Below are 20,393 nucleotides of genomic sequence, written 5' to 3'. Positions count from 1 at the left end.
CTTTCACGGTTGAAAGGATCGTGCTGTGAATATCAACGCAACCCTGTTCCTGCAGGCGATCGTCTTTGCGATCCTTGTCTGGTTCACCATGCGCTTCATCTGGCCTCCGGTCATGAAGGCCCTGGACGAGCGCGCCCAAAAGATCGCTGACGGTCTGAAGGCGGCTGACCTGGCCAAGTCCGAGTTGGCCACGGCCAACAAGAAGGTCGACGAGCAACTGGCCCAAGCGCGCGGTGAAACCACCAAGCAGCTGGCCGACGCTGAAAAGCGTGCCGCCGCCATCGTGGACGCCGCCAAGACGCGTGCAGAAGAAGAAGGCGCCAAGATCGTGGCCGCTGCCAAGGCTGAAGCCGAGCAGCAAGCCATGCGTGCCCGTGAGGCCCTGCGCGAGCAGGTCGCCGCACTGGCCGTCAAGGGTGCCGAGCAGATTCTGCAGCGCGAGGTCAATGCCAGCGTGCACGCCGAGTTGCTGGGCCGTCTGAAGACGGAGCTGTAATCATGGCTGAGCTCGCAACCATTGCCCGTCCTTACGCTGAAGCGCTCTACCAAGTCGCGCTGAAGGCTGACGTCAAGGCCTGGGGCCAGCAGATTTCTGCGCTGGCTCTGGTGGCGCAAGACGCCGAGCTGCGCCAGTTTGCCGACAGCCCCAAGGCCCAGCCTGAGCAAGTGCTCGCCATCATGACGGCGGCCGCTGCTCAGCCCTTGGCCGAAGGCATGCAGAGTTTTCTGCGTGAAGTGATCGCCAATGGTCGCCTGGCAGCCTTGCCCGCGGTGGCAGCGCAGTTCCATGCGCTGGCCAATGCCGCTCAAGGCGTGGCCGATGCGACCATTTTCAGCGCCTACCCGATCGAGCCGGCCCAGTTGGCCGAGGTCGTGGCGGCGTTGGAGAAGCGTTTCGCTCGCAAGCTGCAAGCCCATGTCACGCTGGAGCCGGCATTGATTGGCGGCATCCGGGTGGTGGTTGGCGATGAGGTGCTCGACACCTCGGTCAAGTCCCGCCTGGAGCGCATGAAAGTGGCGCTCACCGCCTGATCAAGGCGATTGAGCGCGACGCCACCCCCTTTCGTTCATCCCTGTGTCTACCGCTCTGGCAACAGACGTTAGTCCAGATGGGAGCCATAGCAATGAATTTGAATCCTGCTGAAATTTCCGAAGTCATCAAGTCCCGCATCGAGGGTCTGGGTGCATCGACGGACGTCCGCAACCAGGGCACCGTCGTGTCCGTGTCCGACGGCATCTGCCGCATCCACGGTCTGTCCGACGTGATGCAAGGCGAAATGCTGGAGTTCCCGGCCGGTGCCGATGGCAAGCCGACCTACGGTCTGGCCCTGAACCTCGAGCGCGACTCCGTTGGCGCCGTGATTCTGGGTGCTTACGAGCACATCTCCGAAGGCAACACCGTCAAGTGCACGGGTCGCATTCTGGAAGTGCCCGTCGGCCCCGAGCTGATCGGCCGTGTGGTCAACGCCCTGGGCGAGCCGATCGATGGCAAGGGCCCGATCAACGCCAAGCTGACCGACGTGATCGAAAAGGTCGCTCCCGGCGTGATCGCCCGTAAGTCTGTGGACCAGCCGATGCAAACCGGCCTGAAGTCCATCGACTCCATGGTGCCCGTCGGCCGTGGCCAGCGCGAGCTGATCATCGGTGACCGCCAGACCGGCAAGACCGCCGTGGCCATCGACGCCATCATCAGCCAGAAGGGTCAGAAGATGACCTGCATCTACGTTGCGATCGGCCAGAAGGCTTCGTCGATCAAGAACGTGGTGCGCGCTCTGGAAGCCAACGGCGCGATGGAGTACACCATCGTCGTGGCCGCTTCGGCCTCTGAATCGGCTGCCATGCAGTACGTCTCGGCCTACTCGGGCTGCACGATGGGCGAGTACTTCCGCGACCGCGGTCAAGACGCGCTGATCATCTATGACGATCTGTCCAAGCAAGCTGTGGCTTACCGTCAAGTTTCGCTGCTGCTGCGTCGCCCGCCGGGCCGCGAAGCCTACCCTGGCGACGTGTTCTATCTCCACAGCCGTCTGCTGGAGCGTGCCGCTCGCGTGAACGCCGACTATGTCGAAGCGTTCACCAAGGGTGAAGTGAAGGGCAAGACCGGTTCGCTGACCGCGCTGCCCATCATCGAAACCCAAGCCGGTGACGTGTCAGCCTTCGTGCCGACCAACGTGATCTCGATCACTGACGGTCAGATCTTCTTGGAAACCAGCCTGTTCAACGCCGGTATCCGCCCCGCCATCAACGCCGGTATCTCGGTGTCGCGCGTCGGTGGTGCTGCTCAGACCAAGCTGATCAAGAACCTGTCCGGTGGTATCCGTACCGACTTGGCCCAGTACCGTGAACTGGCTGCCTTCGCGCAGTTCGCTTCCGACTTGGACGAGTCCACCCGCAAGCAGCTGGACCGCGGTGCCCGCGTGACCGAACTGCTGAAGCAGGCTCAGTACTCGCCGCTGCCCATCAGCTTGATGGCTTCGACGCTGTACGCGGTCAACAAGGGTTTCATGGACAGCCTGGACGTGAAGAAGGTTCTGGCTTTCGAGCACGGCCTGCACCAGTTCCTGAAGACCAGCCACGCCGCTCTGCTGGCCAAGCTGGAAGCCGACAAGGCCATGGACAAGGATGCGGAAGCCGAGCTGAACGCTGCGATCACCACGTTCAAGAAGTCTTTCGCTTAATGCCCATGACGGGGCGGAACAAGCACCAAGCGCTGAACCGCCCCATCTGAACAGGAGAAATCATGGCATCAAGCAAGGAAATTCGCGGCAAGATCAAGTCGGTCGAGAACACCAAGAAGATCACCAAGGCCATGGAAATGGTCGCTGCATCCAAAATGCGCAAGGCGCAGGAACGGATGCGCTCGGCCCGTCCTTACAGCGAGAAGATCGGCAATATCGCCGCCAACCTCGCCAAGGCCAACCCCGAGTACCAGCACCCCTTCATGGTCACCAATGAGTCGGCCAAGCAGGTCGGTTTCGTGGTGGTCACGACGGACAAGGGTCTGTGCGGTGGTCTGAACACCAATCTCTTGCGCGCAGCCACGGCCAAGTTGAAAGACTTGGAAGCGGGCGGTCAAAAAGCTGAAGTCGTTGCCATCGGCAACAAGGGCTTGGGCTTCATGAACCGCATCGGCGCCAAGGTGGTCTCGCATGTCACGCAGATGGGTGACCAGCCGCATATCGAGAAGATCATCGGCCCGGTCAAGGTTTTGCTGGACGCGTACGCGGAAGGCAAGCTCTCGGCCGTCTACCTCTGCTACACCCGCTTCATCAACACGATGAAGCAGGAGCCGGTGGTGCAGCAGCTGCTGCCCCTGAGCTCCGAAGGTATGCAGAGCGCGAACACCGACAAGTCTTCGCACGCCTGGGATTACATCTACGAACCCGACGCGGCGACCGTGATCGACGAGCTCTTGGTGCGTTACACCGAAGCGCTGGTTTATCAGGCTGTGGCGGAAAACATGGCGTCCGAGCAATCGGCACGCATGGTGGCGATGAAGGCCGCAACCGACAACGCCGGCACCTTGATTGGTGAGCTGAAGCTGGTCTACAACAAGACCCGCCAGGCCGCCATCACCAAGGAACTGAGCGAAATCGTCAGTGGCGCGGCCGCGGTGGGTTGATAAATCCCGCTGCTCGCCAAACCATACGCAACGAATACTGATTGAAGGAATCGATATGTCGAACACTCAAACCAACGCGGTTGGCAAGATCGTTCAGTGCATTGGCGCCGTGGTGGACGTGGAGTTCCCGCGCAACCAGATGCCGAAGATCTATGACGCGCTGAAGATGGAGGGCTCCGCCCTGACGCTGGAAGTTCAGCAGCAGCTGGGCGACGGCGTGGTGCGTACCATTGCTCTGGGCTCTTCCGACGGTCTGCGCCGCGGTTCGCAGGTGTACAACACCGGCGAAAACATCCAGGTGCCGGTCGGCAAGGCCACCCTGGGTCGCATCATGGACGTGCTGGGCTCGCCCATCGACGAGCGTGGCCCGGTTGATCAGGCGCAAGTCGCTTCGATCCACCGCCAAGCTCCTGCTTACGACGAACTCAGCCCCTCGCAAGAGCTGCTGGAAACCGGCATCAAGGTGATTGACTTGATCTGCCCGTTCGCCAAGGGCGGCAAGGTGGGTCTGTTCGGTGGCGCCGGTGTGGGCAAGACCGTGAACATGATGGAACTCATCAACAACATCGCCAAGGCCCACAGCGGTCTGTCGGTGTTCGCTGGTGTGGGTGAGCGTACCCGTGAGGGCAACGACTTCTATCACGAGATGGCCGATTCGGGCGTCGTGAACCTCGAGAAGCTCGAAGACTCCAAGGTCGCCATGGTCTACGGTCAGATGAACGAGCCTCCGGGCAATCGTCTGCGCGTGGCCCTGACCGGTCTGACCATCGCCGAGTCCTTCCGTGACGAAGGCAAGGACGTGCTGTTCTTCGTGGACAACATCTACCGCTACACCCTGGCCGGTACCGAAGTGTCCGCGCTGCTGGGCCGTATGCCTTCCGCCGTGGGCTACCAGCCGACGCTGGCCGAGGAAATGGGTCGTCTGCAAGAGCGCATCACCTCGACCAAGATCGGTTCGATCACTTCCATCCAGGCCGTTTACGTCCCTGCGGATGACTTGACCGACCCGTCGCCTGCCACGACCTTCGCCCACTTGGACTCCACCGTGGTGCTGTCGCGTGACATCGCTTCGCTGGGTATCTACCCCGCCGTGGACCCGCTGGACTCGACCTCGCGTCAGCTGGACCCGAACGTGGTCGGCGAAGAGCATTACCTGACCGCCCGCGGCGTTCAGCAAGTGCTGCAGCGCTACAAGGAACTGCGCGACATCATCGCGATTCTGGGTATGGATGAGCTGTCTCCTGAAGACAAGCTGGCCGTGTCCCGCGCTCGCAAGATCCAGCGTTTCCTGTCGCAGCCTTTCCACGTGGCCGAAGTGTTCACCGGCTCGCCCGGCAAGTACGTGCCGCTGAAGGAAACCATCCGTGGTTTCAAGATGATCGTGGCTGGCGAATGCGACCACCTGCCGGAACAAGCGTTCTACATGGTTGGCACCATCGACGAAGCGTTCGAAAAGGCGAAGAAGCTGGGTTGATGGAATCTCGCCGCCGCGGGCCTCAAACCTTCGGCGGAAGCTCCCTGCTAACTCTCTTTTTCAACGCTAAGGACGATACAAATCATGGCAACCATTCATGTTGACGTGGTCTCCGCCGAAGAGCAGATCTTCTCCGGCGAAGCCAAGTTCGTCGCGCTGCCGGGTGAAGGCGGCGAGCTGGGCATCTTGCCCAAGCACACGCCCCTGATCACCCGCATCAAGCCGGGTGCCGTGCGCATCGAGAAGGCCGACGGCAGCGAAGAGTTCGTCTTCGTCGCCGGTGGCATTCTGGAAGTGCAGCCGGGTACGGTGACCGTGCTGGCCGACACCGCCATCCGCGGCAAGGACCTGGACGAAGCCAAGGCCACGGAAGCCAAGAAGTTGGCCGAAGAAGCGATGAAGAACGCCAAGAGCGATATCGACTTTGCCGCCGCGCAAAGCGAGTTCGCCGCCATGGCGGCTCAGATCGCGGCGCTGCGCAAGTTCCGTCAGAAGTAATTCGCAAGTTCCAGGGTCGGGAAGCTCCGCTTTTCTGGCTCTGAACCCAGCGCCCGCCGACGCAAGTCAGGCGGGCGTTGTCCTTTTGAAATCCTCAAGAACAACCCCTTCATCGCCGAGAGCCTCGCCATGACCGCCGCCACGCCCAAGTCCATTGCCATCACCCGCCACCAGGGCCTCGATGCGATTGAACTGCTGTCGCCCGACGGCGCCCGTGCGACCGTCCTGCTGCATGGCGCTCACCTTCTGTCCTGGGTGCCGGCCGGCGGCGAGGAGCAGCTCTACGTCTCGCCCAAGACCGCCTATGCCAACGGTGAGGCGATCCGGGGCGGCGTGCCTGTGATCTTTCCGCAGTTCGCCACGCGCGGCCCGCTCAAGCGCCATGGCTTCGCCCGCAGCAAGCCCTGGCAGCTGGTCTCGGCCGAGCAGGGCGCCGACGATGCCCTGGCCGTGCTATGCCTGAGCGACGATGCCGCCAGCCGCATGTTCTGGCCGCACGCGTTTGAGCTGGAGCTCAGTGTTCGCATCAGCGGCCGTGAGCTGCAGATTGAGTTGGCCTGCGAGAACACCGGCGAGTCGAGCTTCGATTTCACCAGCGCCCTGCACACCTATCTGCGCTTGAACGATCTGGACTCGAGCAGCGTCGAGGGCCTGAGCGGCCTGCAGTACGAGGACAGCGCCGCCGGTGGCGAACTCAAGCGTCAGCGCGTCGAGCTGCTGTTGCCCGGCGGTGACCTGGACCGCATCTACCACGGGCTCAAGCAAGACCTGGCCCTCAAGGAACAGCTGATCAACCGCAACCGCCAGCTGCTGATTCGCCAACAAGGCTTCGAAGACACGGTGGTCTGGAACCCGGGCGCCGAGAAGTGCGCGGCCTTGGCCGATATGCCGGCCGAGGGCTACCAGCAGATGCTGTGCATCGAGGCGGCCCAGATCCGCCAGCCGGTGCAGCTGGCGCCGGGCGAGAGCTGGGTGGGCATGCAGACGCTGCTGCTGGCGTGAAGTAGCCGCATGCCGCTCTAGCGGCACGCCCGATGCGCGCCGCCTCAGTCCTCAGGGCTGGCCGTTGGTTTCGACGCCTGGAGTCGGCTGACCTTCCTTCTCGGCGCTGCGATCAAAGACCGTGCTCTTGCCGAACACCAGCTGAACCCAAGTCGGATAGGTGTAAGCGGTGCCCTTGTTGTGGTCGATCAAGGCGCCAATGCCGCCACCCAGCAGGATGTTGCCGTACATGCCGCCGTTGGCGCGCGAAATGGCACGTGCCGTGGCTTCCGGGTTGGTGGGGTGCTTGCAGACGATGTCCAAGTCCTTGCTCGAGCGGCGCACTGGCGCCGTGTCGCCGGACTTCACATTGATGGACCCGTAGTCATTGGTCAGCTTGCATTCGGCGCCGGACACCAGTTCCCCACCCGCCATCTTGGTTTCCACTTTCATGGGATGGGTTGCGTCATTCATCACCGAGGCGCAGCCTGTGCATGCGAAAGCGATGGCCAAAGAAATTGAGCTTTTCTTCATGAGATCCCTGAATCTTGTCACGTTATGTTGTGCCATTTTGGCGGCGCGATTCTGGCACAGACCTTGGCATTGAACGCTCGGCGTAACTGCTTACTCTTCATGGCCAAAGTTGCCTTGTTCTCCATGCACATGCCGTAAGCTCCACCAAGGAACCGGAGCAGACATGGCCAAGCAAGACGAAAATCGGGACTCCGCGAGCAGGACCAAGCTCAGCAAGTCCGACTACCTGGAGCGCATGGCGCCCATGCAGCTGGAGCTCAACGCCATGGCGCAATGGCTGCAGCACACCGGCAAGCGCCTGGTGGTTCTGGTCGAGGGTCGCGACACGGCCGGCAAGGGCGGCACGATTGCAGCGATTTCCGAAACCCTGAACCCGCGCCAATGCCATACGGTGGCCTTGGGCAAGCCCAGCGAACGCGAGCTGGGCCAGTGGTACTTCCAGCGCTATGTGCCCTTTCTGCCGGCGGCGGGCGAAATCGCCTTGTTCGACCGCAGCTGGTACAACCGCGCCGGTGTCGAGACCGTCATGGGCTTCTGCACCCCGGCACAAACCCAGGCATTTCTCAAGCAAGCGCCGGTGTTCGAGAAGCTACTCGTGGACGAGGGCATCCTGCTCTTCAAGTACTGGCTTTGCGTGGACCAGGCCCAGCAGGAATTGCGTTTCGCCGAGCGTCTGGCTGACCCCCTCAAACGCTGGAAGCTCTCGCCCATCGATCTGGAGGCGCGAGCCCGCTATGCTAAGTACGGTCAGGCGAGAGAACGTATGCTCAAGGCCACCCACAAGTCCTATGCACCTTGGGCTTTGGTCGATTTCAACGACCAGCGCCTGGGCCGCCTGACCCTGATTCGCCACTTGCTGGACCATCTGCCCGATGTGCGAGTGCCTCAGGCCAAGCTCAAGTTCCCTGCATTGGGCAGCAAGCCGCTGACGGAGAAGTTCAGCGGTAGCCTGAAGCCGATTCGGCTGCGTTGAGTCACTGGGCTCACAAACGCTGCACAGCGTCCGGCAATTCGTTTGGATTGCTTTGACCGGTGGTCAATGGAAAGTGCTCGCTGAGCAACTGGCTGACGGCTTCGACTGCTTCGGTCAAGCCCGCTTCGAAACGATCCGCGCGCAGAGGTTCAGCCAGGCGTGCAATCACAGCCTGCCACTGAGCGGCGCTGACCCTGTGGTTGAGACCGCGATCGGCCACGATTTCCACAGCGCGGTCGGCCAACTGCAGGTAAATCAGCACCCCGTTGTTGGCTTCGGTGTCCCAGATCCTGAGCTTGCCGAACAGGGTCAAGGCGCGCTGTCGGGCGCACAGACCTTGCCACAAATAGGACAGGGGCAAGCTCGCCTCCACGCAGACGCAGATCTGGCCGCTGTGCCGCTGTTCGCTGGCCTTGACCAGGTCTTCAACACGCGCCAAGGCGGCATCCGGCAGCATGCGGCGAACGTCGCCGCTGTCCAGCCAGCGGTGACGCAGCCAGCGCAGCCATCCTGGTCGTGTGCTGTTCGCCATCACCAGTCCCCCGAGGCGCCGCCGCCACCAAAATCACCGCCGCCGCCGGAGGAAAAATCGCCGCCGCCGCCGCCGCCGCCGCCGCCTTGCGAGCCGCCGCTCCATGTGCCGCCCCAGATGATGGGTAGATCGGCCGCGCGGCCGCGGGAGAGGCCGCCGCTGCGGCTGCGCGAGGCGCCCACACCCATCAAGCCCACCAGCACCAGGGATGCGAAGCCAGCCAGGCAGCCGATCAGCAGGCTGGACGCCAGCCAGCCCGCTGCCGTGCCGGCGAGACCACTGCTCAGCAAACTGCCCAACTTGCGGCCGAACACGCCGGTCAACACGGCACCGAGCAGCGGCACCCCAATGAAGAACAGCGCCGCCAGCGATTCGAAATCAAAGCCACTATCGCCGGCGCCGGGGCGGGTGGCTGCAGTAGGCGCGGGCAAGGCTTCACCGCGGATGCGCGCGTCTAACTGGTCGATGGCCAGATTCAAGCCACCGGCATAGTCACCTGCCTTGAAGGCTGGCGTGATGGCGCTCTGGATGATCAGCCGAGCCGCAAGGTCGGGCACAGCACCTTCCAGCGCCTTGGCCACCTCGATGCGCACCTTGCGGTCGTCCTTGGCGACCACGATCAACACGCCGTCGCCCACGTCCTTGCGGCCGATCTTCCAGGCATCGCCGACGCGTTGCGCATAGGCTGCGATGTCCTCGGGTTGGCTGCTGGCCACCATCAGGATCACCAGCTGCGTGCCGGTTTCGCGTTCGAGGCGCGCGAGCTTGCTTTCCAGCGCTTCGCGCTGCGCCGTGCTGAGCGTCCCGGTCTGGTCCATCACCTGGTGGCTGAGCACCGGCACCGGGCGCACGTCCTGGGCCCAGGCCGGCATGCCGAAGCCGCCGCTCAGCAGAGCAAACAGCCAAAGCGGAAACAGCAGGCGAAGCGCCTTGCTCATGGCTTGCTTACTTGGAAGCCGGCTTGTCGAAGCTCACAGCCGGGGCGTTGCTGATCGCCGCCTCGTTCTGAACCGTGATATTGGGCTTGACCTCATAACCCATCACCTTGGCGGTCAGGTTGCTGGGGAACTGGCGGGTGTGCACGTTGTAGTCGGCCACGGCCTTGATGTAGCGGTTGCGCGCCACGGTGATGCGGTTCTCCGTGCCTTCGAGCTGCACGCGCAGGTCCTGAAAGCCTTGGTTGGCCTTGAGGTTGGGGTAGTTCTCGCTGACCACCAGCAGGCGCGAGAGTGCGCTCGACACCTCGCCCTGGGCAGCCTGGAATTTCTTCAAGGCTTCCGGGTCCTTGGCCAGCTCGGGCGTGACCTGGATGCTGGTGGCCTTGGCGCGAGCCTCGATCACCTTGGTCAGGGTTTCTTGCTCGAAATTGGCCTCGCCCTTGACCGTGTTGACGATATTGGGGATCAGGTCGGCGCGGCGTTGGTATTGGCTCAGCACCTCGGCCCAGTTGGCATTGACCTGTTCATCCAGGCTCTGGAATTCGTTGTAGCCGCAGCCGCTGAGCGAGAGGGTCAGGGCGAGGGCGGCCGCCGCGGTGGTGGCGCCGCGCTTGGTCATCGAGATGGCCGACATGGAAATCCTCCGTGATGGAATCGTTCGAGGGTAGAGCGCCATGTGGCGGCCCGCCGTGCGAAATCAAGTGCCGGCCGAGTATCGCAGCGCTTGATGACGGCAACGGATGACAGGTCCCAGGCGCGCTGCTTGCTCTGCAGCAAGCTCAGCCTATCCCGGCATCGGATAATCCGCCCATGAATGCACCTCTGCAAAACGACACCTTCCTGCGCGCCTGCCTGCGCCAGCCCACCGACTACACCCCCGTCTGGCTGATGCGCCAGGCCGGCCGCTACCTGCCCGAGTACCGCGACACGCGGGCCAAGGCCGGCAGCTTCATGGGTCTGGCCACCAACCGCGACTACGCGACCGAGGTGACCTTGCAGCCGCTGGAGCGCTACAAGCTCGACGCGGCCATCCTGTTCAGCGACATCCTGACCGTGCCCGATGCCATGGGCCTGGGCCTGTCCTTCGCCATCGGCGAGGGTCCCAAGTTCGCCAAGGTCGTGCGTGATGAGGCCGCCGTGGCGGCGCTGGCCGTGCCTGATATGGACAAGCTGCGCTACGTCTTCGACGCCGTCAGCTCCATCCGCAAGGCCTTGAACGGACGCGTGCCCCTGATCGGCTTCTCCGGCAGCCCCTGGACCCTGGCCTGCTATATGGTCGAAGGCGGCGGCTCGGACGACTACCGCCAGGTCAAGAGCCTGATGTACGCCCGCCCCGACCTGATGCACCGCATCCTGCAGGTCAATGCCGACGCCGTGGCTCAGTATCTGAACGCCCAGATCGAAGCCGGCGCCCAGGCCGTGATGCTGTTCGACAGCTGGGGTGGTGTGCTGGCCGACGGCAAGTTCCAGCGCTTCAGCCTCGACTACTCGCGCCGCGTGCTGGCCCAGGTCAAGACCGAGCATGAAGGCCAGCGCATCCCGCGCATCCTGTTCACCAAGGGCGGTGCGCTCTGGCTGGACGAAATCGCCGATGCCGGCGCCGATGTGGTGGGCCTGGACTGGACAGCCAACCTCGGCCGCGCCCGCGCTCAAGTCGGCAGCCGGGTCGCCCTGCAAGGCAATCTCGACCCGAATGTCTTGTTCGCGCCGCCGGACGCCATCCGCGAGCAGGTGCGCTCGGTGCTGGACAGCTTTGGCAATCCGCAGCGTGCCGACGGTGGCTGGGACGGCCATGTGTTCAATTTGGGACATGGCATCAGCCAGTTCACCCCGCCTGAGCATGTCACAGCCCTGGTGGACGAGGTGCATGCCCACTCACGTCGACTGCGCTCCGGCGTCTGAGCGCGGCCCGGGCCCGGCGGCCGCTGCGGCCGGGCCAAAAAACACGGCCACAAAACGTGAAGTAAGCACTCAGGGTAGAGACTTATCCCCAATTTTCTCGAAGCGAGACAGACCCGGGGCCTGTGCTGCACTGCAGCTTGGTGTTTTCCCGATTGCTCGCTAAGTGCTTGATTTATATGGCAACAGCGCGGCGCGGAGGAGAATGGTCTGGCATTGGTAAGTGCCGTGACAAATCGTGCCGGCGTGCATTCTTCGAACTTTCCCCACAAAGTTATCCACAGATTTGGTGCATTGTTTTTCGGGCCCTTTCAAATCATGCACTTAGATCGCAAAGCTCATTCAAACTCTCAAGCGACTGGCCTCGAGCCCGGCCTGAGCTGCGCGCATGACTGAGCTGGCCGGCTTGCTGCGCATCCGCGTCGCGGTCGAGGCGCCGCAACACAGCGGCCTCAGCGGCCCGCTGGACTATCTCAGTGAGCGGGCGCTCGCACCGGGCAGCCTGGTGCGTGTGCCCTTGGGTCGGCGCGAGCTGATGGGCATCGTGTGGCCCGGTGAATCCGAGGGGCAGGTCGAGGCCTCCATGCTGCGCCCCATCCTGGCCGAGTTGGAGGGTTTGCAGCCTTTGAGCGCGGCCTGGTGCCAGCTGCTGGAGTTTGCCGCCAGCTATTACCAGCGCAGCATCGGTGAACTGGCCTTGGCCGTGCTGCCGCCACAGCTGCGTGAGCTGGACAGCGCCCAGCTCCGGGCGCGGCTCAAGAAGCTCGACAAGTTTCTGGCCACGCCGGCCGACGCTTCGGCGCCAGCGCCGGCACGGCCGACCTTGAACCCGGCCCAGCAGCAGGTGCTGGACGAGCTCGACGCCTTGCTGAATGCCGCCCGCGACCGTGCCCCCGCGCCGGTGCTGCTCTACGGCATCACAGGCAGTGGCAAGACCGAGGTCTATTTGCGCGCCGCCGAACACGCCTTGGCGCAAGGCCGCCAGGTCCTGGTGCTGGTGCCCGAGATCAATCTGACGCCGCAGCTGGAAGCGCGTTTTGCCGAGCGCTTCGGTGGCCTGCAAGCCGATGGTGCCGCCGGCCATCGCATCGTCTCCCTGCACAGCGCCCTGACCCCGGCCCAGCGCCTGCGCAACTGGCTGGCCGCGCACATGGGTGAGGCCGATCTGGTGCTGGGCACGCGCCTGGCCGTGTTTGCCTCCATGCCGCGCCTGGGCCTGATCGTCGTCGACGAGGAGCACGACCCGTCCTACAAGCAGCAGGACGGTGCCCGCTACTCGGCCCGCGATCTGGCCATCTACCGCGCCCATCAGGAAAAGATCCCGGTCATCCTGGGCTCGGCCACGCCCTCGCTGGAGAGCTGGCAAAAAGCCAATGAAGGGCGCTACAAGCGCCTGCTGCTGCCGGGCCGCATCGGCGGTGGTGCCTTGCCGCGCGTGCGCCTCTTTGACATGAAGCGCTTGCCGCTGAGCAAAGGCGTCACGACGGCGCTGACCGCCCCGCTGCTGGAGGCCCTGCGCCAGCGCCTGGCGCGCGGCGAGCAAAGCCTGATCTTCCTGAACCGGCGCGGCTATGCCCCGGTCTTGCACTGCGCCGAATGCAACTGGAAGAGCGACTGCCCGCATTGCAGCGCCTGGCGCGTGTTCCACAAGGGCGACCGCACTCTGCGCTGCCACCACTGCGGGTTCACCGAGCGGGTGCCCAGCGCCTGCCCGACTTGCGGCAACCAGGACATCGCACCCCTGGGCCGCGGCACCGAGCGCCTGGAAGAGCAGCTGCAGGAACAACTGCCCGGCGCCCGCGTGCTGCGCATCGATGCCGACAGCAGCAAGCACAAAGGCGAGCTGGAGGCGCAGCTGGCGGCCGTGCACAGCGGCGAGGTCGACATCCTGGTTGGCACGCAGATGGTGACCAAGGGCCACGACTTCCGTCGCATCACCCTGGTCGCGGCGGTCAACCCCGACGGCGCCTTGTTCAGCAGTGATTTCCGCGCGCCCGAGCGGCTCTTCGCTCTGCTGATGCAGGCCGGCGGCCGGGCCGGGCGCGATGCCGAAGCGGCGGCACGCAGCGAGATGTGGGTGCAGACCTGGCACCCCGAGCATGCGCTCTATAAATCACTGCAAAGCCATGACTTCGAGGCCTTTGCCAAGAGCCAGCTGGCCGAGCGCGAATCGGCCGGCCTGCCGCCGTTTGCCCATCTGGCTTTGCTGCGCGCCGAGGCGCGCACGGTCGAGGCGGCCCTGGGCTTTCTGAAAGCGGCGTCCGCCTTTGCCCAGGCCCTGCCCGAGGCGCGTGGCACGCTGATCTACCCGGCCATCCCCATGAGCGTGGCCCGGGTGGCCAATGTCGAGCGCTTGCAGATGCTGGTCGAGGCCGGCAGCCGCGGTGATTTGCAGCGCCTGCTTTGGCATTGGATGCCTGAGCTGCACCTGCTCAAGCGCGAGCACAAAGGCGTGTTGCGCTGGGCGGTGGACGTGGATCCGCTGGCGATCTGAGCGGGCTCAGCTTCGCCCGGCCGCGTCGCGCAGGCGGAACACGGCCACCGCTTGCACCAGATCCTGGGCCTGAACCCGCAGGCTCTCCGCCGCCGCGGCGCTTTCTTCCACCAGGGCGGCATTCTGCTGGGTGGAGCGGTCCATCTGGCTGACGGACTGACCCACTTGCGCGATGCCCCTGCCTTGCTCCAGGGTGGCCACGGTGATTTCGGCCACGATGTCGCTCACGCGCTGGATGGACTGCACGATCTCGCCCATGGTCTGGCCAGCTTGTCCGACCAGGGCGCTGCCTTGTTCTACCTGCTCGACGCTGCGGCCGATCAGGGACTTGATTTCTTTGGCTGCCTCGGCGCTGCGCTGGGCCAAGCTGCGGACTTCCGAGGCGACGACGGCGAAACCGCGACCCTGTTCGCCCGCGCGCGCCGCTTCCACCGCCGCGTTGAGCGCCAGGATGTTGGTCTGGAAGGCAATGCCGTCGATGACGCTGATGATGTCGCCGATCTTGCGGCTGCTTTCGTTGATGTCCTGCATGGTGGCGACCACCTTGCCCACGACCTCGCCGCCTTGTGCGGCCACCGCGGAGGCCCGCTTGGCGAGCTGGTCGGCTTGTTTGGCGCTGTCGCTGTTGTTGCGCACCGTGCCGCCCAGTTCGTCCATGGTGGCCGCGGTCACTTGCAGGCTGCTGGCTTGCATTTCGGTGCGTTGCGACAGGTCCAGATTGCCTTTGGCGATTTCAGCCGAGCCGGTGGCGATCGAGTCCGAGGCCTGCCTCACTTGGCCGACCACGCGTGCCAGGGCCTGCTGCATGGCCGCCAGGGAGGCCAGCACGCTGCCCGGCGTGGCTCGCGCAGCGCCCTCGACCTCGCTCAAATCACCGGCAGCCACTCGCTGTGCCACCGCGCTCAGGCGGGCGGGTTCGGCCCCGAGCTGCCCCAAAATCTTGCCGGAGATGGACCAGGCCAAGGCGCTGCCGCTGATCAAGCCCAAAGCGAGCGCCGTCAACATCACCGCTCGAAAGCCTTCGGCCTCATCCATCGCCACCTTGTTGAGTGCCTGAACCCGCGCTTCTTCAAAGTCGATCAGCGTATTGATTGCCCCCAGCCACTGCACATATTGCGGCTTCACACGGGTCCACAGCAGGGAGTTGGCGATCGCGGTGTCACCTTTATCTATGGCGACCATCACGGCCTGGGTGGAGGCGACGGACTCGGTTTCAATCGCCTGGATCGCGCCATACAGGCGCTTGAGCTCGCGTGCGTCGCCGGACTGGCCGATCTTCTCTTCGAGCGGTGCGGCCGAGTCGGCATAGAACTTGGCCAAGCTGGCGATGGTGCCGGCCTCTTTGACTCGCTGCTCCGCCGTGCTGGCCAGCACATAGTCCCGGCTGGCAATCGCGCGGTCGTGGGCCGAACCGCGGAAGTTGATGGCATAGCGCTGAATCTGTGAGTGCTCCCGGCTGTTGGCCTGCAGCGCACCTTCGATGGCGTACACCTTCACCATGGCGATGCCGGCCATGATCACCAGAATCATCAGCACGGCAGCAAAGCCCAGAGCCAAGCGCTTGGAGACATTCATCATCGAGCTCCTCATGAAGCTCGGATGCTGGCGCGGCAGCCGGCGCGGGTCTGTGCGCTATCGCTCGGTCAGGCCTGGCCGCCGTCGATGCCCCTGCCGAGTTGCCGGGCGGCAGTCAATTCAGCGCCACCAGCTCGGTGGGCAGCAGGCCCATCGCGGCGCTGCCCAACAGATGCTCGATGTCCAGCAGGATCAGCATGCGCTGGGTGTCCTCGCTGTCCGGCGTTCCGATGCCGGCGATGTAGCTGGCGTCCAGGGCATGGCTGAAGCTGGGCGCCGGCTTGATCTGTGGGCCGCTCAGGGCCAGCACATCGCTGACCGAGTCGACCACCACGCCAATCACCCGGTCCCGCATATGCAGCACCACGGTCACGGTCAGCGCGTCGTAGTTCACCTGGGGCAGGCCGAAGCTCATGCGCAGATCGACGATGGGCACGATCACGCCGCGCAGGTCGACGATGCCCTTGACCCAAGGCGGCGCATTGGCAATCTGGGTGGGGGCCTCGTAAGAGCGGATTTCCTGCACGCAGCGCAAGGGGATGCCGTAGGACACGCCGCCCAGTTGGCAGCTCAGGTACTCCCGGCTGCGGCCAGGGTCGAGCTGCGCAGCCTCCGAGGCCGGCATGTGCTTGCGGTGCTCGGGCATCACTTGCAGGGCGTTCATGTCGAATTCCTTCAGTTGCGGTTCACGCCTCCACTTTAAATATTCAAAATGATAAAAAACAGACCGACCAATTGATAAGGCCGCCTGCCGTGCGCTTGTTCACGCAGGGTCAGGCGGCCTTTGTGGCCGGGGTTCAAGCGAGCCTGAGAACGGCCGGCAGTCCCGTTTGGTCCTCGTCGGTCATTCGGCTTTTCAGGCTTCAGCCCTTCGTCGACCGACGACGCGCACCCAAGCCCAGCAGGCCGATCCCGCCCAACAGCAGGGCGCCGCTGCTGGGTTCCGGCACCGCCGCCACCGTGCCCAGCACCAAGTCATTGGCCGCCACCCAGGTCGGGCCTCCGGCCGGCTGCACTGCGCTGATCTCGAAGTAGCGGATCTGGCTGGTCGAGGCAAAGCCGTAGAAGGTGCCCGGCTGGGCGTTTTCGATGAAGACCACTTGCTCGACGCCGTCGGCGTCCAGGGCGTTCAGCTTGATGCTCTGGCCCGGCAGAAAGGCGCCCAGCGCATCGGTGCCAAAGAAAAAGCCGCCGACGCCGTAAACCTTGTCCGTGTAATTGAAGTCGAAACTGATGACGTCGGTGGCTTGATCGGTGGACAGCCAGACATCGGTATCGCTGCCGGCGTTGTAGAAGCTCGAGTAGTCGCTACCGTCGAACTTCAGCGCACTGACCACATAGCCGTAGCCGGCGCCCGGCTCGCGGGACAGCGAGCCCGGGCCCTGGGCCCAGAAGAGGTCGTCGAAGCGGTCCGTCACCGGCGCCGAGATGGCGGCTTGGAATGCTGCTTGCGAGCTGTAGAAGGTCATCTCGGCGTGCGCGGCAGCGGCGCTGCCCAGCAAGGCCGCCAGGGCCAGTGCGTGGAGAGAAAAGAAGGAATTGCGCAGTTTCATAGAGGTTTCCGGTAGGGACGAGGCTGGGCCTCGTCACAGGGTCAGAGGTTTTCGCAGCGGCCGAGCTTGGCTCCGGCCTTGATGGGGTCATTCAATCCGGCCGGGAAGGCGACGGCGCTGGACTGTCCGTTCTTGCAAACGTAGACGGTGCTCAGATCGACGCGCCAGGTCGCTTGCGCGCCGGTCAGTCCGCCCATCAGCACCTGCCCGCCGCCGCTGAGGGCGATCGGGTTTTCCAGGCCGTACTTGTCTGCTTCGACCACGCCCTGCTTCTTCAAGAAGTCGTTCAGGCCGATCCAGCCGATGTCCTCCACCCACATAAAGCCGGCGAACATGGTGAAGAAGTCACCGGCCCGGGCCAGCACCACGCGGCCGTCGGCGCTGATGGCGCTGATGTTGAGCTGCGGCGTGCCGGCATTGGCTTCCACCCAGGCCGCGCCGTCGACCGCGCAGTGGTCGATGCCGTCCCAACTGATGAAGGGCATGTCGATGCAGTACTTGGGGCTGCTGCGCGGTGTGAAAGCGTCCGGGCCGGTGCCTTTGAGCGCGTTCCACATCAGCATGCCCTGGGCCGTGGCCAGGGGCACACGGCTGCCGTCGAAGTTGACCGCATCGGCGCTGATCGCGCCGGTCAGGGCGCTCAGGTCCACCGGATTGGCATCGCCAACCCAGCCAATGGCGCGGTCGTAGTTGGCTGTGCCCACCGCCACGCGGCCGTCGCCGGAGACGGCGTTGGCGCGCATCCAGGGCAGGCCGCGCAGGTCAAGTCCGTCCAGTTTCAGGGCCTGGCCGCCACCTGTGGCCGTCCAACGGTAGGGCACGACCTGCAAACCCAGGTCGGTGTCCCAGTCGTGCATGACACAGCTGCCATCGGCATTCTTGTGGCCGCTGTAGCCCACGGCGGCAGTGCCGTTGGCGTTCATGCCGAAGCCATAGCTGCTGGTCACGCCGGCGGCGCCGCCCAGGCCGCACTCATCGCTGAGTGCGCCCATGGGGCTGGCCTGGCCGGTGTCAAAGTCCCAGAGCGCCATCTGCTTGATGGTGTAGCTGTAGCCATCGGGGTCGGTGTGAACGATGCCGTCGAAGTTGGCTTCCACCAGCATCTTGCGGCCATCGCTGGACATATTGCTGCTCGAAGAAGACAGCAGGTCCAGGCTCTCCGGGAACAGCTGAATGCCCTCCTTGGCGTCCCAGTACAGCGGGTAGCCGAAGCCGTAGGCGCCACCGGCGCGCTGGCCGTCGGCCGACATGCTGCTCAAGAAGACACCGCCGATGAAGTCGTACTGCACGCCGTCGCGGTGGCCGTTGAAGACAATGTCGGCCGGGCTGACCGTGCCGGCCTGCACCTCGATGGCGCCGGCCAGGCAGGGCGAGTCCAGCGACGGATCATGGCTTTCGCCGTTGTTCCAGTACTCCGCCTGGGACAGCAGCATGGCCGGGCGGGTCGGGTAGCCGCCGCCGCTGATTTCCTCGATATAGAGCTGGTAGCGCTCTCCCGGTCTCAGGTTGTTGATGCGGAAGCGTCCGTCCGGCCCCAGCTTGCCCTGGGTTTGGTCGCCCGACATGGCCGAGACCGCATCACCGAGCGGGTCGCGCACATTGCGGGCCACCACATTGATGCCGCTGAAGCCGGTCTTGCCGTCCTTGAGCAGCAGGCTGCCGGCGATGGAGCCGGTGCGGGCCAGATAGTCGGCTGTGGGGTAGAGATTGGAAATGCCGGCGATGTCGTCCGCGCGGTCCACCGTGCTCATCTCCTGGCCGATCGAGCGGCCCTTGGCCACGCTTTGCGGGTCGATGAAGGGGAACATGGTCTCGACCTGCTTGGGGTCGATATGGCTGGCGGCCGGGCCATAGAGCCAGTGGTGCACTGGAGCCACACAGCCGGGCACGCCGGGGTAGAGGTCGCGGCCGTAGCCGGGCTGGCTCATGAAAGCCAGCTGACCGTTGACCTGCGAGTGCGAGAGGTTGATGGCGTGGCCAAACTCGTGTGTGAAGACACCGGCATAACGCGCCCCATTGACGTCAGCCGGCGGTGCCGATCGTTGGCCAACGGGCGGATTTTCGTGGCCGACCATCCAGCCATTCATCAGGGCGGTGGCCTTGACGATGGTCTCGGGGTAGCCGTCGCCGTCGCGGTCCTCGGCGAACTCGGGCATGGCGATGCCCAGCACCTGGTCACGCGGCACACCGAAGAATTCCTCCAGCACACGGCCGTCTTCGTCGTAGATGACGTAGAAGCCGCCTTGGTTGAACTGGCCGTAGACCAGCTGGGCACTGGCGGCGTCATTGACGTCGCGACCGATGCTGGGCACGGCGGTGAAGGGTGTGAATAGACTCGGGTCGGTCTGGGCGCGCCAGGTCGAGGTCGTGACCGAGCTCCATTGTTTGAGCGCAAATGCAGTGATGGCGTTGGCCTGCTCGGCGCTGAGGAACACGCTGCCGTCGTTCTTGCGGGTGAACACGCCGACATCGGTGTAGACCTTGATCGGGCCTTGCGTGGTGTCCCAGCGCAAGGGCTGCGGGTTGCCTGGCTTGTCGTTCAAGTAGAGCGGGCCGGCGGCCTGGGCGCTGGCGGCGGCCAGCAGGCCGGCCAGCAGCGTGGTCTTGAAGTGGGTGTTCATCAGCGCATTGCTCCCGTGGCCAGCCAGTTGTTCTTGAGGCTGCGTTGCACCAGCCCTTGCAAGGTGTTCAGGTCCACGCCGCCGGCGCGGTTTTCCAGCATGCGGGCTTCATTGCGGCGCAGCAGGCCCGGTGTCACCACCATGCCCTCGAACAGGCCGACGTTGTTGAAGCCGTTGCTGACCTTGTTGCCGGTGATGGTCAGCTTGCCCTGGGCCAGGCCCACGGGGGTGCTGAAGCCCGAGCGGGCCGCCGGCTTGTTCATGAAGGCCATCACCCGCTCGCCGACCTGCCAGCTGGGCATGCCCTCGATCTTGGCGGGCAGCAGGTAGCGGCCGTCGTCGAGCTTGCGCGCGCGCAGCAGACCGTACTGGCGGATCGTGTAATCGCTCTTGACCGTCAGCGACTTCTTCGCGCTGCTGCTGACCTTGAGCGTGATCTCGGTGTAGGGCAGGCCGTCCTGAAAGCCGTCCGTCAGCGCCGTGACCTGGCCGCTGACGATGACATCGGCGCGGGCGATCAGCTGGGCCAGGTTCTGCGGCGGCAGCTGGGTGGCTTGCGCCTGGGGCGCCAGCAGGGCGCTCAGCAGGGCCAGGCCAGCGCCGATGCGCGCGCTCCCGGCCAGGTGTTCATGTTTCATAGGTCAACACTCCTTGATGGGTCTGAATTTGGCTGCGCTCTGAGCTGTCGGTGACGACTCT

General features: G+C 64.3%; 19 protein-coding genes. 10 read left to right on the top strand and 9 right to left on the bottom strand.

Annotated elements, in window-relative coordinates; translation table 11 throughout:
* Positions 1-25 precede the first annotated feature (25 nt).
* The 7 genes from LNV23_RS15925 (at position 26) to LNV23_RS15895 (ending at position 6,596) form a co-directional block, all read left to right on the top strand.
* Positions 26-496 carry a F0F1 ATP synthase subunit B gene (locus LNV23_RS15925; protein WP_263517796.1) on the top strand — a complete coding sequence of 157 codons (471 nt, stop codon included), beginning with the start codon at positions 26-28 and terminating at the stop codon, positions 494-496.
* A 2-nt stretch (positions 497-498) separates the two neighbouring features.
* Positions 499-1,032 (top strand): F0F1 ATP synthase subunit delta, encoded by a 534-nt coding sequence (locus LNV23_RS15920; RefSeq protein WP_263517795.1) that lies wholly within the window; start codon positions 499-501, stop codon positions 1,030-1,032.
* Between the two features lie 92 nt (positions 1,033-1,124).
* Positions 1,125-2,678 carry a F0F1 ATP synthase subunit alpha gene (gene atpA / locus LNV23_RS15915; protein ID WP_263517794.1) on the top strand — a complete coding sequence of 518 codons (1,554 nt, stop codon included), beginning with the start codon at positions 1,125-1,127 and terminating at the stop codon, positions 2,676-2,678.
* Between the two features lie 62 nt (positions 2,679-2,740).
* Positions 2,741-3,622, top strand: coding sequence for a F0F1 ATP synthase subunit gamma (gene atpG, locus LNV23_RS15910; RefSeq protein ID WP_263563873.1), 882 nt, complete (start codon positions 2,741-2,743; stop codon positions 3,620-3,622).
* A 49-nt stretch (positions 3,623-3,671) separates the two neighbouring features.
* Positions 3,672-5,096: a F0F1 ATP synthase subunit beta gene (gene atpD / locus LNV23_RS15905; protein WP_263518134.1), complete on the top strand. Its 1,425-nt coding sequence runs from the start codon at positions 3,672-3,674 to the stop codon at positions 5,094-5,096.
* Between the two features lie 84 nt (positions 5,097-5,180).
* Positions 5,181-5,594: a F0F1 ATP synthase subunit epsilon gene (locus LNV23_RS15900; RefSeq protein WP_102769300.1), complete on the top strand. Its 414-nt coding sequence runs from the start codon at positions 5,181-5,183 to the stop codon at positions 5,592-5,594.
* 129 nt (positions 5,595-5,723) lie between these two features.
* Complete coding sequence (locus LNV23_RS15895) at positions 5,724-6,596, top strand: D-hexose-6-phosphate mutarotase (protein WP_263563872.1); 873 nt, start codon at positions 5,724-5,726, stop codon at positions 6,594-6,596.
* A gap of 51 nt (positions 6,597-6,647) precedes the next feature.
* On the opposite strand, the gene LNV23_RS15890 is transcribed toward LNV23_RS15895, so the two are convergent.
* Positions 6,648-7,028 carry a hypothetical protein gene (locus tag LNV23_RS15890; RefSeq protein ID WP_263563871.1) on the bottom strand — a complete coding sequence of 127 codons (381 nt, stop codon included), beginning with the start codon at positions 7,026-7,028 and terminating at the stop codon, positions 6,648-6,650.
* A 244-nt stretch (positions 7,029-7,272) separates the two neighbouring features.
* On the opposite strand from LNV23_RS15890, the gene ppk2 reads away from it, so the two are divergent.
* Positions 7,273-8,082, top strand: a complete 810-nt coding sequence (ppk2, locus tag LNV23_RS15885) for a polyphosphate kinase 2 (RefSeq protein WP_263563870.1) — start codon at positions 7,273-7,275, stop codon at positions 8,080-8,082.
* Positions 8,083-8,092: 10 nt separating this feature from the next.
* Here the strand turns inward: ppk2 and LNV23_RS15880 are convergent, their stop codons facing one another.
* Genes LNV23_RS15880 through LNV23_RS15870 form a run of 3 tightly spaced genes read right to left on the bottom strand, consistent with a single transcriptional unit; the run spans position 8,093 to position 10,186 of the window.
* Positions 8,093-8,614, bottom strand: a complete 522-nt coding sequence (locus tag LNV23_RS15880; protein WP_263563869.1) for a TPM domain-containing protein — start codon at positions 8,612-8,614, stop codon at positions 8,093-8,095.
* Positions 8,614-9,552 carry a TPM domain-containing protein gene (locus LNV23_RS15875; RefSeq protein ID WP_263563868.1) on the bottom strand — a complete coding sequence of 313 codons (939 nt, stop codon included), beginning with the start codon at positions 9,550-9,552 and terminating at the stop codon, positions 8,614-8,616. Before LNV23_RS15875 ends, LNV23_RS15880 begins: the two co-directional genes overlap by 1 nt.
* Before the next feature lie 7 nt (positions 9,553-9,559).
* Positions 9,560-10,186, bottom strand: a complete 627-nt coding sequence (locus LNV23_RS15870; protein ID WP_411910589.1) for a LemA family protein — start codon at positions 10,184-10,186, stop codon at positions 9,560-9,562.
* 176 nt (positions 10,187-10,362) lie between these two features.
* On the opposite strand from LNV23_RS15870, the gene hemE reads away from it, so the two are divergent.
* Positions 10,363-11,454: a uroporphyrinogen decarboxylase gene (hemE, locus tag LNV23_RS15865; RefSeq protein ID WP_263563867.1), complete on the top strand. Its 1,092-nt coding sequence runs from the start codon at positions 10,363-10,365 to the stop codon at positions 11,452-11,454.
* Between the two features lie 385 nt (positions 11,455-11,839).
* On the top strand, positions 11,840-13,945 hold the full coding sequence (locus LNV23_RS15860; RefSeq protein WP_263563866.1) for a primosomal protein N': 2,106 nt from the start codon (positions 11,840-11,842) through the stop codon (positions 13,943-13,945).
* Between the two features lie 6 nt (positions 13,946-13,951).
* Here LNV23_RS15860 and LNV23_RS15855 read toward each other — a convergent pair whose 3' ends face one another.
* From LNV23_RS15855 to LNV23_RS15835, 5 genes are all read right to left on the bottom strand, one after another.
* Positions 13,952-15,523: a methyl-accepting chemotaxis protein gene (locus LNV23_RS15855; RefSeq protein ID WP_318023245.1), complete on the bottom strand. Its 1,572-nt coding sequence runs from the start codon at positions 15,521-15,523 to the stop codon at positions 13,952-13,954.
* A 112-nt stretch (positions 15,524-15,635) separates the two neighbouring features.
* Complete coding sequence (locus tag LNV23_RS15850) at positions 15,636-16,145, bottom strand: chemotaxis protein CheW (protein ID WP_411910590.1); 510 nt, start codon at positions 16,143-16,145, stop codon at positions 15,636-15,638.
* Between the two features lie 238 nt (positions 16,146-16,383).
* Entirely contained in the window at positions 16,384-17,073 is a 690-nt protein-coding gene (locus LNV23_RS15845) for a PEP-CTERM sorting domain-containing protein (RefSeq protein ID WP_263563863.1), read from the bottom strand.
* 41 nt (positions 17,074-17,114) lie between these two features.
* Positions 17,115-19,694, bottom strand: coding sequence for a peptidase associated/transthyretin-like domain-containing protein (locus tag LNV23_RS15840; protein WP_263563862.1), 2,580 nt, complete (start codon positions 19,692-19,694; stop codon positions 17,115-17,117).
* Positions 19,694-20,332, bottom strand: coding sequence for a hypothetical protein (locus LNV23_RS15835; protein ID WP_263563861.1), 639 nt, complete (start codon positions 20,330-20,332; stop codon positions 19,694-19,696). Before LNV23_RS15835 ends, LNV23_RS15840 begins: the two co-directional genes overlap by 1 nt.
* Between the last annotated feature and the right edge of the window lie 61 nt (positions 20,333-20,393).

Origin of the sequence: Kinneretia sp. DJ1R-11 (genome assembly GCF_025717595.1) — a bacterium.
Lineage (GTDB): Bacteria > Pseudomonadota > Gammaproteobacteria > Burkholderiales > Burkholderiaceae_C > Paucibacter_A.
The sequence above is the reverse complement of the archived record's forward strand: the minus strand, read 5'-3'. Positions and strand labels throughout refer to the sequence as shown.

What these genes read in the sequence shown, in the direction of transcription:
- LNV23_RS15920 (WP_263517795.1), top strand. Translation starts at nt 499, where the DNA reads ATGGCTGAGCTCGCAACCATTGCCCGTCCTTACGCTGAAGCGCTCTAC.
- atpA (WP_263517794.1), top strand. Translation starts at nt 1,125, where the DNA reads ATGAATTTGAATCCTGCTGAAATTTCCGAAGTCATCAAGTCCCGCATC.
- atpG (WP_263563873.1), top strand. Translation starts at nt 2,741, where the DNA reads ATGGCATCAAGCAAGGAAATTCGCGGCAAGATCAAGTCGGTCGAGAAC.
- LNV23_RS15900 (WP_102769300.1), top strand. Translation starts at nt 5,181, where the DNA reads ATGGCAACCATTCATGTTGACGTGGTCTCCGCCGAAGAGCAGATCTTC.
- LNV23_RS15895 (WP_263563872.1), top strand. Translation starts at nt 5,724, where the DNA reads ATGACCGCCGCCACGCCCAAGTCCATTGCCATCACCCGCCACCAGGGC.
- LNV23_RS15890 (WP_263563871.1), bottom strand. Translation starts at nt 7,028, where the DNA reads ATGAAAGTGGAAACCAAGATGGCGGGTGGGGAACTGGTGTCCGGCGCC.
- ppk2 (WP_263563870.1), top strand. Translation starts at nt 7,273, where the DNA reads ATGGCCAAGCAAGACGAAAATCGGGACTCCGCGAGCAGGACCAAGCTC.
- LNV23_RS15880 (WP_263563869.1), bottom strand. Translation starts at nt 8,614, where the DNA reads ATGGCGAACAGCACACGACCAGGATGGCTGCGCTGGCTGCGTCACCGC.
- LNV23_RS15875 (WP_263563868.1), bottom strand. Translation starts at nt 9,552, where the DNA reads ATGAGCAAGGCGCTTCGCCTGCTGTTTCCGCTTTGGCTGTTTGCTCTG.
- LNV23_RS15870 (WP_411910589.1), bottom strand. Translation starts at nt 10,186, where the DNA reads ATGTCGGCCATCTCGATGACCAAGCGCGGCGCCACCACCGCGGCGGCC.
- hemE (WP_263563867.1), top strand. Translation starts at nt 10,363, where the DNA reads ATGAATGCACCTCTGCAAAACGACACCTTCCTGCGCGCCTGCCTGCGC.
- LNV23_RS15860 (WP_263563866.1), top strand. Translation starts at nt 11,840, where the DNA reads ATGACTGAGCTGGCCGGCTTGCTGCGCATCCGCGTCGCGGTCGAGGCG.
- LNV23_RS15855 (WP_318023245.1), bottom strand. Translation starts at nt 15,523, where the DNA reads ATGATGAATGTCTCCAAGCGCTTGGCTCTGGGCTTTGCTGCCGTGCTG.
- LNV23_RS15850 (WP_411910590.1), bottom strand. Translation starts at nt 16,145, where the DNA reads ATGCCGGCCTCGGAGGCTGCGCAGCTCGACCCTGGCCGCAGCCGGGAG.
- LNV23_RS15845 (WP_263563863.1), bottom strand. Translation starts at nt 17,073, where the DNA reads ATGAAACTGCGCAATTCCTTCTTTTCTCTCCACGCACTGGCCCTGGCG.
- LNV23_RS15840 (WP_263563862.1), bottom strand. Translation starts at nt 19,694, where the DNA reads ATGAACACCCACTTCAAGACCACGCTGCTGGCCGGCCTGCTGGCCGCC.
- LNV23_RS15835 (WP_263563861.1), bottom strand. Translation starts at nt 20,332, where the DNA reads ATGAAACATGAACACCTGGCCGGGAGCGCGCGCATCGGCGCTGGCCTG.